This window comes from Mastigocoleus testarum BC008 (assembly GCF_001456025.1).
In the GTDB taxonomy this organism is placed as follows: Bacteria; Cyanobacteriota; Cyanobacteriia; order Cyanobacteriales; family Nostocaceae; genus Mastigocoleus; species Mastigocoleus testarum.
The window spans coordinates 77013-93896 of sequence record NZ_LMTZ01000091.1 but is presented as its reverse complement, the minus strand read 5'-3'; the positions used below and the strand labels follow the sequence as shown (position 1 = coordinate 93896).

The following is a 16884-nucleotide window of genomic DNA, read 5'->3' as shown; positions in this document are numbered from 1 at the left end:
AAACTAAATGGGTTTGCATTTACCCGTTCTTATTAAACCTACCCTACGTACAATAGCTTCCTCTTGGGAAATAAAAGGTCCCCATTGTTGGCTGATTCCGCTTTCATTTTCCTGTAGAACCTGATTACTAGGAACTATTTTGCAATTCCCAGACAAATTTTTAACAATATACCAAGATGACGTGTTGTTAATCATTATAGATTTGTCCACAATCTGTATAGAATTTTGCTTGCAAATTGGGCTGTTGGGTTTTTTGCTTATAGCACTATGTAATAAGTTCAGGAAGTTGGTAAATCCTGTTCATCGTAGATGCGCTAAAAGCTATGATTTGTAAGCTTTTGTTAGTGCCTAGTGGATTCAGAGCCTGCGGCGTCGGTGGATCCGCAAGGTGATGTTGTTAGTTAGAGCCTGCGGCGTCGCATAGCCTCTAGCTGCGCTACCTACGGTTCGAATCCGCTAATGAATTGCGCATAGCGCTATATTTGATGCTTTAAATGATTGCAAGTTTTTGAACTTTAGTAATTTTTAAGTTATTACTAACCTTTCATTTTAAAAACCAAACTTGGATTGAGGCTCAAAATTAATTTCGAGCATATGAGACTAATAAAGTTATTACCTTAATAATTAGCAATACACAGAATATCCTCTAGACGAATATCCTAAGTTCTGCTCAATTATGCTTTTAATAACCATCATTAGCTTTTATGCGATGTAGTGTTGAAACTAAAATAACTGTAAGTCCGTATATTACTCAATTTTCATTCAATTAATTTTGAATGATTTTTAAAAAGTTATAAACTACAGAGAGTTAGATTCTACTTAACTTACAATACTTAAATTTATTCACACTATAAAATTTTACATTGGCCGTAATGTCTTAAGAGATGGTCACACAATACTAAAGCTACCATTGCCTCCACCATCGGTACAGCACGAGGTAACACACAGGGGTCATGTCTTCCTTTGGCTGCTAGCAGAGTTTCTTCACCTTCTTTAGTAACTGTTTTTTGTTCTTTGCGAATCGTAGCTGTCGGTTTAAATGCTACACGCAAAATAATATTTTCACCATTAGAAATTCCACCTTGAATACCCCCAGAACGGTTAGTTACAGTGCGGATATTTCCACTCTCATCAATGTAAAATTCATCATTATGTTCAATACCAGTAAGTAAAGTACCAGCAAAACCAGACCCAATTTCAAAACCTTTACTTGCTGGTAAAGACATCACACCCTTAGCAATATCAGCTTCCAATTTATCAAATACTGGTTCGCCCAAACCTTTGGGTACATTCCGAGCTACACACTCTACAATACCGCCAAGAGAATTACCATCTCTTCCAGTTTTTTCAATTAATTCAATCATCCGTTTGGCACATTCTGGATCGGGACAACGGACAATGTTACTTTCTACTTGCTCTAGAGTAATGCTATTGGAGTCAACAACTCCTTCTAAATCTTTGATGCGTTTGACATAACCAATAACTTCGATGTTTGCTACTTGACGGAGAATTTTTTTAGCGATCGCACCTGCTGCAACTCTACCAATTGTCTCTCGTGCGGAGGATCTACCACCACCTTGCCAATTTCTAATCCCATATTTGGCGTCATAGGTTGCATCTGCATGGGAAGGACGATACTTTTGTGCCATCTCACTGTAATCTTGAGGGCGAGTATCTTTATTACGTACCAGAATAGAGATTGGCGTACCTAAAGTTTTACCTTGAAATACTCCTGATAAAATTTCACAGGTATCTGATTCTTTACGCGGCGTGGTAATCTTACTCTGTCCGGGACGTCGGCGGTCTAATTCTACCTGAATTTCTTCTGCTGAAATTTCTAGTTGTGGCGGACAACCATCAACTGTCACTCCTACTCCACCACCGTGAGACTCACCAAAAGTAGTGACACGAAATAGATGCCCAAAAGTATTACCCATGATTGATATTGAGGGAAAAGTCTAAGCTTATGTGTTTTATGTTTTAACTTATGTATTTTAACTGATGTCTTGTCCTGATAATTAAGACATGAAATTAAACGATCAGGACTTACATAAGATTTATAATCATACTAAGAACATTTAGGAGAAGTAAAATCTTTAGTTTTTTACTATCTCCGTCATATTTTATTAGTTGTAATATTTCAGAACTTATACGCTCAAGTCGATAAAAGATTGTTAACCAAAGTTACTGATAATTATCAACCCATTATTCGACCTGCTCGTTTGCAAGATACTGAGCGGATTTCTAATCTGTCCAAACAACTAGGATATTCTATTGGTCATGGAGATATAAGAGATCGCCTTCGCTCCTTAAAACAAGATGATCTTCATATTATTTATGTCGCAAGTTGGAGAAATGATTTTGTAGTAGGTTGGATTCACGCTCATAAGTCTGACTTCATTATTGTTTCACCACAAGTGTTGATATTTGGATTGATTGTGGATATCAATTACCGTCGACGCGGTATTGCTCGTCTACTAGTGCAAAAAGTTGAGGAGTGGGCACTAATTAAGAATTGCCAGACGGTTCGTTTACGTTCTAATATTACTCGCAAGGATGCCCACAATTTCTACGAAAATATAGGTTACAAAAATACCAAACATTCTTTAGAATTCTCCAAAAATTTGATCTAATTTAATCTAAAACTGAAAATCGATTGTGAATAAACCTGTAACCTACCGATTTCAGCTTTTGATTTGAGACGCGAACATTAGGAAGATTTGTATTAATCGAGGAATCCCATTCCACATTAGCAAAACCTTGAGATTTACATACTTGCCGGAAACATTCACCACTTTCGATTGGTAAATCATTTACTAGGTTATAGATTCCTGGCAATTTATGTTGAAGAATAAATCCTGTAACTGACTTAACATCATCAATATGAGTCCAATTGAGAAATTCTTCACCTGTTCCGGAAATAGTTCGACCGCAAAGACTGGAATAATTCTCTAGTTGCCGTTCTAGGACATAATTTTGTCTATGGTTTAACCCATATATTCTTCCCAAACGCAGTACAGAAACTGTTAAATACTGATTAGATACCTGTAATAAGGCTTTTTCTATTTGGAAAATTATTTCAATATGTTTTTTAATGGGTGCGATCGCATAATCTTCATTTACCCATGCGCCATTGGTGTTGCCATAGACATCACAACTACTGAGAAATATTAATTGCTTCACAGTTGATTTCTGGTTCAATGTCAAAGCTTTAATTAAATTTTTAGTTATGTGTAGGTAAGTTTCTTCATTACCAAAACCGCGATTGCTAGAAGTGTCAAGTCTTTTTTCGTTATTAATCCCAGGAAAACTTAAAACAACAGCATCTTGATTACTTAAAACTGAGAAAAGTGAAGGTTCATCTCCGTTTACTATTACTGCTTCTTGTTGCCATGATGGGATTTTTATTTGGGGAACTTCTTCTTTACTTAGTGCAATCGCTTTGACTTTACAACTAAACGCGTAACTCAAATGTCGAGCAATTTCACTACCAACATAACCGCAACCGATAATGGCAACATTCATAATTATTAGTTGAGAATATTCTGTAAATCTAAATCTTGAAGTGAAATCAACACTCCAACTAAATTATTTACAGGATTTATTCTCAATTGGCAGGTAAAGGCGATTGCAATTACAAAGATAAATTAATTTATTTTTCTGTTACATCCGATTAGCTGGAACGGCGTAAGCCCCACATCTTACCCGTAAGGGAAGTGTGGGATAAACCCCCTCCTAGCCTCCCCAAGGGGAGGAAGCCGAATAAAAATGGTGCGTCTTCTATATGGGTGTTGGCATGTTTGTTAACGCAGTATAGAAGACAGCGCCATTTTTATTTATCTCTTACTGGAGTGATGAGTTATTATATGTTTGTTGGCAAAGCCGTAAATGCTGGTCAACATATTGTACCTTGACAACTCGGAGTAGAGGGTTCTATCCAGTATATCTGTGGGTAGGTAAAACTCTGACAGTACAAAGGGTAGAGCATTTTTGTATTGTTCTGCTGTGCGGAGGGGCATCTCGTGCAGTCTAAATATAGCTTCTCCTGCGGAGACGCTGCGCTAACAGTCAATGTCTACGGGGTACCGGGAGTCGCTGTTCAGCTTGCTGCGTGCAAGAAGCCCACACTGTAAACTTGTTTCAGTGTGGGAGTATGTCACACTGTACAAAACAGAAATACTACATATGTTGCCACCCAAAAACAAAAAACCTCCCATGGAGGGAGGTTAGTGGTGATATGCAAGCTAAATTAAAAAGCCTGTTTGCTTATTAACCGTTGATAGCAGGAGCGCTTACAGCAACGGGAGCTACTTCGCCTGCAGCCAAGTCTAAGGGGAAGTTGTGAGCGTTGCGCTCGTGCATTACTTCCATACCCAAGTTGGCACGGTTGATGATGTCTGCCCAGGTGTTGATTACACGACCGCTAGAGTCGATTACAGACTGGTTGAAGTTGAAACCATTGAGGTTAAACGCCATGGTGCTGATACCTAAAGCGGTAAACCAGATTCCTACTACAGGCCATGCTGCTAAGAAGAAGTGTAAAGAACGGCTGTTGTTGAAGGACGCATATTGGAAGATTAAACGACCAAAGTAACCGTGTGCAGCTACGATGTTGTAGGTTTCTTCTTCTTGTCCAAACTTGTAACCGTAGTTCTGAGATTCGGTTTCGGTTGTTTCACGAACCAAGGAGGAGGTTACCAAAGAACCGTGCATTGCACTGAACAAGGAACCACCGAATACTGCTGCTACACCCAACTGATGGAAAGGATGCATTAGGATGTTGTGCTCAGCCTGGAATACCAACATGAAGTTGAAGGTACCACTGATACCCAAAGGCATACCATCAGAGAAGGAACCTTGTCCTAAGGGGTAGATCAAGAATACTGCGGTTGCTGCAGATACTGGTGCAGAGTATGCAACACAGATCCAAGGACGCATACCTAAGCGGTAAGAAAGCTCCCACTGACGACCTAAGTAAGAGAATACTCCGATCAAGAAGTGGAAGATTACCAACTGGTAAGGACCACCGTTGTACAACCACTCATCTAAGGAAGCTGCTTCCCAGATGGGGTAGAAGTGCAAACCGATAGCGTTAGAAGAAGGTACAACAGCACCAGAGATGATGTTGTTTCCGTAGATCAAGGAACCTGCGACTGGCTCGCGGATACCGTCGATGTCTACGGGGGGAGCTGCTACAAATGCGATGATGAAGCAGGTGGTTGCTGCCAATAATGTAGGAATCATCAATACGCCGAACCAGCCAATATAAAGGCGGTTGTCGGTGCTGGTGATCCACTGACAGAACCGTTCCCACAAAGAAGCGCTCTCGCGTCTCTGTAATGTAGTTGTCATGGTTCAATAATTGCTTTGATTTGGTATGTATTAGGCTAGTAATTTATGCCTATGAATAATACATTAGAGTATATATTGCTATTTGTAAAGTTTTTTTCAGTTTTTTTAGTGTAATTTTTTCAGGTACTAATTTTAAACTGCGGTTTTTTTGGTCAGATATCTTTGATATATAAGGCTTACAGCTATTCTATAAAATATTTTATTGAATTTTATCGATATTCATACAAAAATATTCTCTCAGAATATATTTGCATTTTTATTACGGTTTATAAAATAGCTGAATCAAAATGAACAAATAATTAAAAAATAATCCCCCAAACCTAAAGTGACGGCTAAGTCGATATCTACCTTAAGGCTGGGGTAGATCAAAGTAAGTTAAGTTTTGTTAGAGTGCAAACGCACTATCCTGAGAATATTTGAGACCAATTAAAGATCAATTGAACTTTAGAACTGACAAAACTTTTGTTAATTCTAATTTCAGATAATTATCTACAGCGATGTACATCCAAGATACTGATGAATGGGGGTCAGATTCTATTTTGTGAAAACCTAATGCTGTTGCAAGCTGTTCATAGATTGGTTGTAAGGGAATTGTGTACATGTCACAAAGCTCAGGAAAATCAGCCTGCATCTTAGTCAAACTTTGCTTCCCGTCTTCTAAGAATTTACAGATATTATTAAAATTCAGGTAATCGGGTTCTATGTACCAACCGCGAATATGAATGCAGGTACAATTTGTATCTCCCGGTACAGCCATTTTAATTGGATCGGAGTCGGAATTAACGCTGAAATAAAGACTATGACGGGGTGAAGTAAAGTAATTCTCCTCAGATTCTTTTGCTACGGGATAGAGGACATAAAATCCTACTGGATAATTATTGTCGCAACGACGCAATACCCTCATAATCGCAGAGCTTTGCTTCGACCAATTACGTAGGATTCTAGCTATACGATGGGACGCTGCAGTATTATTTCCAAAGTTAAAATGATGTCTCAAATAACTACTGACAGGAATAGTGTCTATTCGTGGTTCAAAGACATCTGCAAAAACTTCTACTGATTTTTTTGGTTGAACTGTATCGTTTAGGTTGGTTAATGGTGATATGACTCGAACGCAAGTTGTATTACCATCAAATTCTTTTTCAATTAATCCTATAGTAGCAAGCTTATCCATCATCATACCTGCAGCTCTTTCACTTCCACGTTCTTGGGTAGAGTAAAAAAGCTCGTGTGCTTCTTTATGAGTACAAGGTATGAAACCTTTTGGTGCCAATAGTTTTGTCAAGGGTAACTCTAAGTTATTCCCTGATTCATCATATTGTTTAACCAGTAAGTAAGCCCACAACTTTACAAAACATTCAGCCCGACGACGGGTTAAATTGGTTTGTCCTCTCAATAAAGAAATATATTTGCGTTGCTGCTCTGTAGGGAACCATTCATCAATGCTTGCTGGGTTCATGTGATATTAAATTATTTACCTTCTGAAGTTCGCGAGCGGTTTGGCTGATTTATTAATCGAGAGTAAGGCTTGTTAAAAAGATTTGGACTTAATACAAACATGTAAATGAAACTAACAAATTTAGGGAACTAATAAATTTAGGAATAAAAATTTTTATTCCTCAAGAAGCTTCCTTAAAATCGGAACTTGTGCAGTTTCTGCTCTAGTTTGCAAACAGTCACAATTTTCAGCCCGGAAAAAATGTGTTTGATGGTGGGAAACTATTAACCTTTCCACGCCTAGGTTTTACTTGAACTTATTATTTCCTAATTAGTTGATTCTCCAGCTTTGTTTTATAAAAACTTCACCCTACTTCAGGTTAGTTCTATCCTCTTCTTATATATACGATAAAATTCCTGTGCATACATAGTTCTAATTATGAGAATTTCATTGAATATTTAGTTGATGCTTAATCGGAGCAACAATGAATGGAGGATTTTATCCGCAAACATACTCATCCAAAACATCCATCATAAGTAATAATTTGGAGCATGAAGACTTAAAAAATCAAAAATTAAATTCAATTTCAGAGGTTTACTTGCTGCAAACTGTAATTGAAAGTTTTGTTGGTGGGATATTAATTCTGACTGCTCAAGGTGAATTAGTTCACTCGTAACATCTGTTGTAGCTTGGAGCGAGGTGTAGCATTCAGTTTTTTTGGTGCATGAGTCGGAAGCATGTTTTGGGAAACTGCTGATAACCAATTGCGTGCGTTAACATAACTCATAACATTTCCGATTCAATGGTTTCATGTCAGTTTCCTCCCCAAAAACTGTTACTTACAGCCCTGCTTACACTATCGTTCCGACATATGAATGCTTTAACCGTTGCAGTTATTGCAATTTTCGCACCGACCCTGGTAAAAGTCCTTGGATGACTTTGAGTTCTGCACGGGAGATATTTACAAAACTGCAAAACCAGAAAGTCTGTGAAATTCTAATTCTCAGTGGTGAAGTACACCCAAACTCACCACGACGCCAAGAATGGTTCGAGCGGATTTATGATTTGTGTGAATTAGCTTTATCAATGGGTTTTCTTCCTCACACCAATGCTGGACCATTAAGTTTTAAGGAGATGGAACAACTAAAGAATGTCAATGTATCCATGGGATTAATGTTGGAACAATTAACCCCAAAGTTATTGGATACGGTACATCGCCATGCTCCAAGCAAGCTACCAGAGTTACGGTTACAACAGTTAGAATGGGCGGGAAAATTAAAAATACCTTTTACTACAGGTTTATTATTGGGGATTGGGGAAACCGAAGATGATTGCTGGGAAACTCTGGAAGCGATCGCAAAATTACATCGAAATTATCACCACATTCAAGAAGTGATTTTGCAACCCCATAGTCCTGGTACTCAACAAAGTTTTGATGCACCACCTTTCGACCCCCATAAATTACCAGAAGTAATTGCTACAGCACGTCAAATTCTTCCCGAGGATATAACTATTCAAATTCCACCAAATTTAATTCCAGATTCCCAATGGTTAATTACTTGTATTGAAGCGGGAGCAAGGGATTTGGGGGGAATTGGACCTAAAGATGAAGTTAATCCCGATTATCCCCATCATCAGGAAAAAGATTTGAGGGAAACTTTACAACCCTATGGGTGGGAATTAGTTGAGAGGTTACCAGTTTATCCTCAGTTTGATGGGTGGTTGTCGTTGAAGTTACGGGATGCAGTGAAGAGTTGGCGTAGTGGAGAAAGGGTAAAATTCGCAACGGATAAGATAAGTAAAGGATAAGGTAAATAACCGATGAGACGGGTAACGCATGGGCTTAATTTACAATAAAAATACACTCAGTTAAACAGCAAATGTCTGTTATATATAGTGTTTATGCCTGAACAAAATATTGAATTACTTACAAATATTTATAATGCTTTTGACCCATTTCGACCTTTACCTGCGGGCGATCCAACTTATGTAGATTGTCGAGAAGTTAGAGGTGATGGGGATATCCTGCTAGATCTGGGTAATCGAATTAAACTCTCTAAGGAAAATACTTGTCAGTTATATTCAGGTCATCGGGGTGCGGGAAAATCAACAGAATTACTGCGCTTGAAACAATTTTTGGAAGAAAAGAATTTCTACGTAGTTTATTTTGCAGCAGATGAGGAAGATATAGATTCTGAAGATGCTCGGTATACTGATATTCTTCTTGCTTGCACCCGTCACATTCTGGAAGGATTAAAAAATATTGGTAATGCTAACCCAGTATTGCAGTGGTTAGAAGGTCGCTGGGAAGATATCAAAGATTTAGCACAAACAGAAGTGTCTTTCCAGGGAATGAGTATGGAAGCACAAATATCCCAGTTTGCAAAACTAACAGCGAATTTGAGAGCAGAACCTTCTTTACGGGAAAAAATTAGAAAAAAAGTAGATCCTTACACCGTTACTTTAATTCAGGTTTTAAATCAGTTTCTCAAAGAAGCAAAAAAGAAACTTCCTGATGGTCGTAGCGAATTAGCAGTTATTGTCGATAACTTAGATCGAATCGCCCCAATTATTACTGATAGTGGGAAAATTAACCACGAAGAAATCTTTCTTGATCGCAGCGAACAACTAAAAGCTCTTGATTGTCATCTAATTTATACTGTTCCCATATCATTGGTTTACTCCAAAAGAAGTACTGACGTCAGAGAAAGCTACAGCGATACGGAAGTTTTACCTATGATTATGGTACGGACTCCCGACGGTGAAATATGCGAACCAGGACTCAGTAAAATCAAAGAAATTATTTCTAAGCGAATTAGTCAGTGTACAACTTACTTATCCTTAGATACAGAAATCTTTGACAGTCCAGAAACCTTCCAGCAGCTTTGTTTGATGAGTGGAGGTCACGTCCGAAATTTGCTACTCTTAACTCAAGATGCGATCGCACTTACAGAAGAGTTACCAATTTCTCAGAGAGCCGTACGACGTGCAATTACTAAAGCACGCAATACTTATCGTCAAACTGTAGAACACAACCAATGGGATTTATTAGCAAAAGTTTTTCATTCAAAACGGGTAATTAACGACAATGAGCATCGTAGTTTGTTATTCAACCGATGTTTTTTAGAATATCGTTATCTGGACAAAGAATATGAAATTCAACGTTGGTGCGATGTTCATCCTTTAATTAGAGGGATAGCGGAATTTAAGGAAGCTGTAGCGAAAATGCAGCCATGACTTCAGAATCAATTGACTGGGACGAAGATTTACCAGCCGAACCAGAAGAAGAATATCAAGCTTTTATCCGTACTTTAAAACGGACACATGGTTTTCGTTTATTATTTGTTCGGTCTTCTCCTGTTGAAAGTGAGGACTTAATCACCAGGGTGAAGGAAGACTTACCTGAAAAAAGGATCGAAGTTTTACGATTTGATAAGCCGATTGACAACTTATATGAGATAGTTAAAGACTTACCAAATCGAGAACAAATCAATATTTTATTTCTCCAAGGGTTGGAGTATTCCTTATATGAATATGAAAAACTTAAGTTTGGCGAGAACAGCGAGCGTTTCAGTTACAGTTGGAAAGGTGTTCCGCCAATATTAAATCATTTAAATTTACATAGAGAAAGATTTCGAGATACTTTTAGCATCTGCTTTGTGTTTCTCTTACGCTCCTTTTCTCTTAAATACTTTATCCACCGCGCTCCAGATTTTTTTGATTGGCGTTCTAGCATCTTTGAATTTCCCACCAAACCAGGAATTTTAGAGCAAGAATCATCCCGTATTCTTGAAGAAGGAGATTATGACGAATATTGTGCTTTAACCTCAGAAAAACAGATTCAAAAATTTCTAGAAATTCAAGAATTATTACAAGAAAAATATCAGACTCTTGATAATAAGGCTGAATTATTAAGAGAACAGGGAAGGCTACTTACTGCGACAAAAGAACATGAGGTAGCTTTGAGAGCATTTGAAAAAGCAATAGAATTAAAACCCGAATACCACCAAGCTTGGAATAACCGGGGTATTACGCTGTATCATTCGAAAAGATTAGAAGAAGCAATTGCATCCTACAACCAAGTCATAAAAATTAAACCTGACTACTACCAAGCTTGGTTTAATCGAGGTCTAGCACTTCGTCAGTTGGAAAGATTAAACGAAGCTATTACATCTTATGACAAAGCACTAGAAATAAGACCCGAATACCACCAAGCCTGGCACAACCGGGGTATTGCCCTGTATGGATTGGGAAGCTTAGAACAAGCCATTACATCCTATGATAAAGCAATTGAAATAAAATCTGATTACTACAAAGCTTGGTTTAACCGTGGTTTAGTACTGCTTCAGTTGGGAAGTTTAGATAAAGCAATTGCATCTTTTGACAAAGCATTAGAAATTAAACTTGACTACTACCAAGCTTGGTACAACCGGGGTAACGCACTATATCATTTGAAAAAGTTAGAAAAAGCGATTACATCCTATAACCAAGCATTAGAAATTAAACCTGAATACCATAAAGCTTATTACAACAGAGGTTACGCGCTGCATCAGTTGGGAAGGTTAAATGAAGCGATTGTATCCTATGACAAAGCACTAGAAATTAAGCCTAACAAGCTCCAATCTTGGAACAACAGGGGTCACGCACTATATCAGTTGGGAAGATTAGATGAAGCGATTGAATCCTACGATAAAGCACTGGAAATTAATCCTAATTACTACACAGCTTGGTATAATAAGGGCAATACACTGGATCAATTAAAGAAACTAGATAAAGCAATTGCATCCTACGACAAAGCATTAGAAATTAAACCTAATAATTACCAAGCTTGGTATAGTCGGGGAAATGTGCTTTACCAATTAGGAAATTTAGAGCAAGCTATTTTATCCTACGATAAAGCACTGATAATAAAACCTGATAAACATGAAGTTTGGAACAACCGAGGTTACGTGCTGCGTCAGTTGGGAAGGTTAGAAGAAGCAATCGCATCCTATAATAAAGCACTTCATATTAAATCTGAATCTCATCAAGCTTGGAACAACCGGGGTTATGCGCTGCGTAAGTTGGGAAGGTTAAAAGAAGCGATTGCATCCTACGACAAAGCATTAGAAATTAAACCTGACGACTACATACCTTGGAAAAACCGGGGTATAGCACTGCATGAGTTGGGAAAATTAGAAGAAGCGATCGCATCTTTTGACAAAGCATTAGAAATCAAACCTGATGATTACGACGCTTGGTACAACAAAGCTTGTTGTTACGCTTTACAAAAAAATATCGATTTAGCAATTGAAAATCTACAACAAGCCATCAATCTAAATCCTGAATACCAAGAAATAGCAAAAACAGATGATGATTTTGATCCAATTCGAGATAGTGAAGAGTTTCAGGCGTTGATTCAATCCCATAAGTTGAGTTAAACACACAACTATAATTGTTTGAGTTCACCTTTCCAAAAACGTCGCAACTTAAAATAATTCTAAGAATTGCTCTGAGCAAAATACTCAGCTAATCTCTCTGGAGCTAAAGCATTAGTGTATTGTTTTGCTAATTCCGGAGTTGCTAGTTCGAGTAATACCGCATTTTCAACCCAAAACTCAATCACATCAAACTCACCCCGACTACAACGTAAGCACCGCCATTCTTCGCGAGCAGCAATAGACTCAATTTGCGACTGACTTAGCGGTATAGAAATCGCAGCGTGACTAGCAATAAACTGGTTTGAGGTATTTTGGTGTTGAAATTGGATTGATTTATCACCCTCTCCGGGAATCATCTCAGTACCAAGAGGATAAACTTCAATTAAAGTACCATACTCGTCTCCTGCAAGTGCAACATGGCTACCTGGGTTGGATGGGAAAGGTGCAGAATAGCCATTGAAAAGTTCAGCTAACACCTCAGCAACATGTTTTGGATTACTTGCAGGTATAGAAATGTGATGAATCATTGGCTGGAGGATTCCTATGAATTGAGTTTTAATGCGATCGCGTAGGCTGCGTTAGGCGCATGGCTTATTAAATTTATTCTGGTCACCTTCTCAAAAGTGCCGTAACGCACCATCAAACATTTGTAGCCCGAAGTCCAAATATACGTAACACTATTCTTTGGCGGTGCGTTACACTAAACCGACATACTTAGTTAACATAAAGATAGAAATGTACCGCAACACACTACTTAATATGAAGTCTGTACTTTCTCAAAAACATTCAAAATACTAACTTCAAAATATTAATTAATTATAAATAAGTATATTCAAAAACAATTTTATAAAAATAAAATAAAGCATTAATTTATTAAATTCAACTCATTCAATCTCTTAAAAATATATAAATTTTTGTAAAAATAAATATTGAATCACAGGTATTTATAACCTGCAAGCTCAAAGCATATCAATTAAAGTAAAGTTTTTTATAAGCATTACAAAATACTAAGTATAAATGCATCTTCCTAAAGTAATAGTTAAGAAAAAAAGCAAATGATAAAATAAATAAGAAATCAAACAAAAATAAAGGGGGGGTCAGGAAACTGGCCTTTAATGCCTATAGAGACTATCTTCGGTAATCTCCAAGGTTTAAAGCCTAGCCAACTAAAACAACTCCGGCGGCTTTACCACCAGCGCATACCGGGCGATCGGATTACAACTCCAGAATTTGCCCAGCGACTGGCAGCAGTGAGTACAGAAATCAATAAACCAGTATGTGCCTATCTCAATCGTCGCGGACAAGTGATTCGGGTTGGGGTAGGCACACCGCGTCAGACCCAAATTCCACTAATGGAATTACCACGTTACGGCGCGGAACGACTTAGTGGTATTCGTTGTATTGCTACCCAGTTGAAACCAGAAGCAAGCTCTGATGCTGCCTTAACATCAATGGCTTTACAACGTCTTGATGCTTTAGTAGTAATGAATGTTACAGCTTCTGGATTTAAAAAGCGAGGTGGTGCAGCTTCTGGTTATGTTAAGGAAGCTTACTTAGCACATCTCACACCCCAGGATTCTCGTATCTTAACAGCGACTCAAGGGGGTGGAAATATCAGCACCAGCGATTATTCTCCTCCAAGTTGGAGTATATCCCCACCTATGAGCTTGGATATGCTCGGCAAACAAGACTTCATGGACTTGGTAGAAGGTCTAGAAGAAGAGTTTCGCCGAGAATATACAGCCCTAGATGTGGACTCTGACCATGAGCGAGTCCTGATTGTTGGTATCATGACAGGCGATCTGTCATCTCAAGAATTCCAAGATACTCTAGCAGAAATTGCCCGATTAGTCGATACTGCTGGTGGTGATGTTGTGCAAATGTTACAACAAAAGCGAAATCGCGTTCATCCCCAAACCGTTGTTGGTGAGGGTAAAGTACAAGAAATTGCCTTAGCTGCCCAAACATTAGGGGCTAATTTGGTAGTTTTTGATCGCGATCTTTCACCAGCACAAGTCCGTAATTTAGAAGCTCAAATTGGTGTTCGGGTTGTCGACCGCACCGAAGTAATTTTAGATATTTTTGCCCAACGGGCTCAGTCTGGTGCTGGTAAATTACAGGTAGAACTAGCACAGTTGGAATATATGCTTCCCAGGCTGACAGGTAGGGGTCAAGCAATGTCTCGGCTTGGGGGTGGTATCGGAACCAGAGGTCCTGGTGAAACTAAATTAGAAACAGAACGACGTGCCATCCAACGACGCATTACCCGACTGCAAAAAGAAGTTAATCAATTGCAGGCGCACCGGGAACGCTTACGTCAACGACGACAAAACCAAGGTGTTCCCACTGTGTCAATAGTCGGTTATACCAATGCCGGTAAATCTACTTTACTTAATGCCCTAACCAATGCTGAAGTTTATACTGCGGATCAGCTATTTGCGACCTTAGACCCGACTACACGTCGCTTAACTGTTCCCCATGCAGTAAGTGGAGACCGGCAAGAAATTCTGCTGACAGATACGGTAGGGTTTATCCACGAATTACCAGCATCATTGGTGGATGCTTTTCGTGCCACATTGGAAGAAGTTACTGAAGCTGACGCTTTAGTACACTTAGTAGATTTGTCCCATGCGGCTTGGTTAAATCAAGTTCGTTCGGTAAGAGAAATTCTCAAACAAATGCCGGTTACTCCCGGACCTGCAATTGTTGTATTTAACAAAATTGACCAAGCTAACAGCGAAACGTTAGCCCTTGCAAGAGAAGAGTTCCCTATGGCAGTGTTTATTTCAGCAGATAAGCGTTTGGGCTTAGAAAATCTACGCCAGCGTCTTGGTCAGTTGATTAACTACGCTGTTTCTTCTCAGTAATCTCAAAACCCTCATAAGCCGGACTTGCGCAAATTAACATAAGGTCGAGATTTAAAGACTACAGATTTCGATCTTGCAAAAATATCCTTTGCATAAGGAATCCTTGCGTGAGTCCGATTTAAAACTAAAAACAGTAAGTCTTATTTGTACAAATTTTTATCTGCTCTGTGGAGACGCAATTTTAGCTATTATTTTTCTTAGCATTTACTGCATTTCAGAAAATAATATGTTGCGTCTCCATTAATATATAAAAAATTTAATATATAAAAAATTTGCAGTTATTATGCTTTGAATAGACATAACAATTAGCGCGTACCGCCTGAAGCTGTAGTAATAACACGCTCTTTGCCTAGTGGAGAAATTAAGGCATAATTATTAAAATTAAGAATTATGAACTAAATAGAGGACATAATGAGTGCAAAAGTAGAAATTTACACTTGGAGTACTTGTCCATTTTGTATTCGTGCTAAAAATCTCTTAAAAAAGAAAGGGATTGATTACATCGAATATTGTATTGATGGTGATGAAATTGCTCGGGACAAGATGATAACTAGAGCAAATGGACGGAGTTCTTTACCACAAATATTTATTGATGAGGTTCACGTTGGCGGATGTGATGATATCTATGGATTGGAATCTCAAGGAAAATTAGATCCATTACTGGCATCTTAAAACAGCTTAACGGTTAACATTTCGGCGTTAACTGTTAACCGTTACAGTTGATAATTTAAATTAGATAGTTCAAATAATTTGGACAATTCCAATATTTAGACAGTTCAAAGAAACTCCCGGCAATTGAGGTTCCAAGCGTGAAACTTGCTTTTATTATCGATCCCATCAGTCAACTCGATCCATGTCATGATACCAGCGTTGCTTTAATGGAAGCAGCACACATCCTCGGACATGAGATCTGGGTAACTCAAGCTAATCAACTCAGCGTAATAAATAGTAAAGCTTGGGCAGTTTTAGAGCAAGTTGAACTTAAACCTATAAAATTATTAGATGGAAAGTATGTGGCGGAAAATCCTTGGTATATATCGAGAGAGCCTCAGCTTATTCCTTTAGAAAACATGGATGCTGTCTTTATGCGGACAGATCCACCAGTTGATGCGACTTATCTTTATGCGACCTATACTTTGGACTATATCGATCCACGCAAAACATTAGTCGTTAATAGTCCAAATGGAATCAGAGCAGCAAATGAAAAAATGTATGCTCTCCAATTTACACAAGCAATTCCAGAAACTATTGTTACTGCTGATAAAGAAATAATTCGCCAGTTTGTTGAAACTAAAGGAGCAGCAATTCTTAAACCTCTAGGAAATAAAGCTGGGGAAGGTATTTTATTTTTGCAAGCAGGCGATCGCAATTTTAATTCCATTATCGAACTCAGTACTTCCCAAGGGAAAGTACCGGTAATGGTACAGGTCTATCTATCCGAAGCAAAGGATGGAGATAAACGAATAATATTACTTGACGGTGAGCCAATTGGAGCCCTTAATCGCTTGAGTGGGCCAGGAGAATTTCGTAATAATATGTCAACGGGCGGTAGTGTTGCTGCAATTGAAATTACTCCCAGAGAACAAGAAATTTGCCATCAACTAGCAGATACTTTACGTCGTGATGGTTTAATTTTTGTTGGTATTGATGTCATCGGAGGCTATTTGACTGAAGTTAATGTTACTAGCCCGACAGGTATTCGTGAAATTGACAGATTAAATAATATCAGTCTTGGCAAACAGGTAATTCAATGGGTTGAGCAAAGAGCAGAGCAAAATTGAATGTTGAAGACTTTTTTACTTTTTTA

At 38.3% G+C, this 16884-nt stretch carries 15 protein-coding genes; 8 read left to right on the top strand and 7 right to left on the bottom strand.

Annotation, left to right across the window (positions count from 1 at the left end; translation table 11 throughout):
* Window positions 1-3 precede the first annotated feature (3 nt).
* Window positions 4-195, bottom strand: a complete 192-nt coding sequence (locus BC008_RS18045) for a hypothetical protein (RefSeq protein WP_058183749.1) — start codon at window positions 193-195, stop codon at window positions 4-6.
* A gap of 653 nt (window positions 196-848) precedes the next feature.
* Window positions 849-1937, bottom strand: a complete 1089-nt coding sequence (gene aroC, locus BC008_RS18040) for a chorismate synthase (protein ID WP_027840976.1) — start codon at window positions 1935-1937, stop codon at window positions 849-851.
* A gap of 234 nt (window positions 1938-2171) precedes the next feature.
* On the opposite strand from aroC, the gene BC008_RS51395 reads away from it, so the two are divergent.
* Window positions 2172-2633, top strand: a complete 462-nt coding sequence (locus BC008_RS51395; RefSeq protein ID WP_027840977.1) for a GNAT family N-acetyltransferase — start codon at window positions 2172-2174, stop codon at window positions 2631-2633.
* Between the two features lies 1 nt (window position 2634).
* Here the strand turns inward: BC008_RS51395 and BC008_RS18030 are convergent, their stop codons facing one another.
* From BC008_RS18030 to BC008_RS18020, 3 genes are all read right to left on the bottom strand, one after another.
* A complete protein-coding gene (locus tag BC008_RS18030) occupies window positions 2635-3525 on the bottom strand; it encodes an NAD-dependent epimerase/dehydratase family protein (protein ID WP_027840978.1) in 891 nt (296 codons plus the stop codon).
* A 744-nt stretch (window positions 3526-4269) separates the two neighbouring features.
* On the bottom strand, window positions 4270-5352 hold the full coding sequence (gene psbA / locus BC008_RS18025; RefSeq protein ID WP_058183748.1) for a photosystem II q(b) protein: 1083 nt from the start codon (window positions 5350-5352) through the stop codon (window positions 4270-4272).
* Between the two features lie 433 nt (window positions 5353-5785).
* A complete protein-coding gene (locus tag BC008_RS18020; RefSeq protein WP_027841029.1) occupies window positions 5786-6811 on the bottom strand; it encodes a hypothetical protein in 1026 nt (341 codons plus the stop codon).
* A gap of 463 nt (window positions 6812-7274) precedes the next feature.
* Here BC008_RS18020 and BC008_RS18015 point away from each other — a divergent pair, with 463 nt between their 5' ends.
* Window positions 7275-7466: a hypothetical protein gene (locus tag BC008_RS18015; RefSeq protein WP_058183747.1), complete on the top strand. Its 192-nt coding sequence runs from the start codon at window positions 7275-7277 to the stop codon at window positions 7464-7466.
* Here BC008_RS18015 and BC008_RS52110 read toward each other — a convergent pair.
* Window positions 7452-7577 (bottom strand): hypothetical protein, encoded by a 126-nt coding sequence (locus tag BC008_RS52110; protein ID WP_268768228.1) that lies wholly within the window; start codon window positions 7575-7577, stop codon window positions 7452-7454. The two genes, BC008_RS18015 and BC008_RS52110, sit on opposite strands and share 15 nt — an antisense overlap.
* Window positions 7578-7600: 23 nt before the next feature.
* On the opposite strand from BC008_RS52110, the gene cofG reads away from it, so the two are divergent.
* The 3 genes from cofG (at window position 7601) to BC008_RS18000 (ending at window position 12210) form a co-directional block, all read left to right on the top strand.
* Complete coding sequence (gene cofG, locus BC008_RS18010) at window positions 7601-8599, top strand: 7,8-didemethyl-8-hydroxy-5-deazariboflavin synthase subunit CofG (RefSeq protein WP_036264574.1); 999 nt, start codon at window positions 7601-7603, stop codon at window positions 8597-8599.
* Window positions 8600-8692: 93 nt separating this feature from the next.
* Window positions 8693-10027 carry an AAA family ATPase gene (locus BC008_RS18005; protein WP_027841030.1) on the top strand — a complete coding sequence of 445 codons (1335 nt, stop codon included), beginning with the start codon at window positions 8693-8695 and terminating at the stop codon, window positions 10025-10027.
* On the top strand, window positions 10024-12210 hold the full coding sequence (locus tag BC008_RS18000; protein WP_027841031.1) for a tetratricopeptide repeat protein: 2187 nt from the start codon (window positions 10024-10026) through the stop codon (window positions 12208-12210). Before BC008_RS18005 ends, BC008_RS18000 begins: the two co-directional genes overlap by 4 nt.
* Window positions 12211-12269: 59 nt before the next feature.
* On the opposite strand, the gene BC008_RS17995 is transcribed toward BC008_RS18000, so the two are convergent.
* Window positions 12270-12737, bottom strand: a complete 468-nt coding sequence (locus BC008_RS17995) for a hypothetical protein (RefSeq protein ID WP_027841032.1) — start codon at window positions 12735-12737, stop codon at window positions 12270-12272.
* Window positions 12738-13325: 588 nt separating this feature from the next.
* On the opposite strand from BC008_RS17995, the gene hflX reads away from it, so the two are divergent.
* The 3 genes from hflX (at window position 13326) to gshB (ending at window position 16858) form a co-directional block, all read left to right on the top strand.
* Window positions 13326-15077 (top strand): GTPase HflX, encoded by a 1752-nt coding sequence (gene hflX / locus BC008_RS17990; protein ID WP_058183746.1) that lies wholly within the window; start codon window positions 13326-13328, stop codon window positions 15075-15077.
* A gap of 411 nt (window positions 15078-15488) precedes the next feature.
* Window positions 15489-15749 (top strand): glutaredoxin 3, encoded by a 261-nt coding sequence (gene grxC / locus BC008_RS17985; protein WP_027841034.1) that lies wholly within the window; start codon window positions 15489-15491, stop codon window positions 15747-15749.
* A gap of 137 nt (window positions 15750-15886) precedes the next feature.
* Window positions 15887-16858, top strand: a complete 972-nt coding sequence (gene gshB, locus BC008_RS17980) for a glutathione synthase (RefSeq protein ID WP_027841035.1) — start codon at window positions 15887-15889, stop codon at window positions 16856-16858.
* Window positions 16859-16884: the final 26 nt, after the last annotated feature.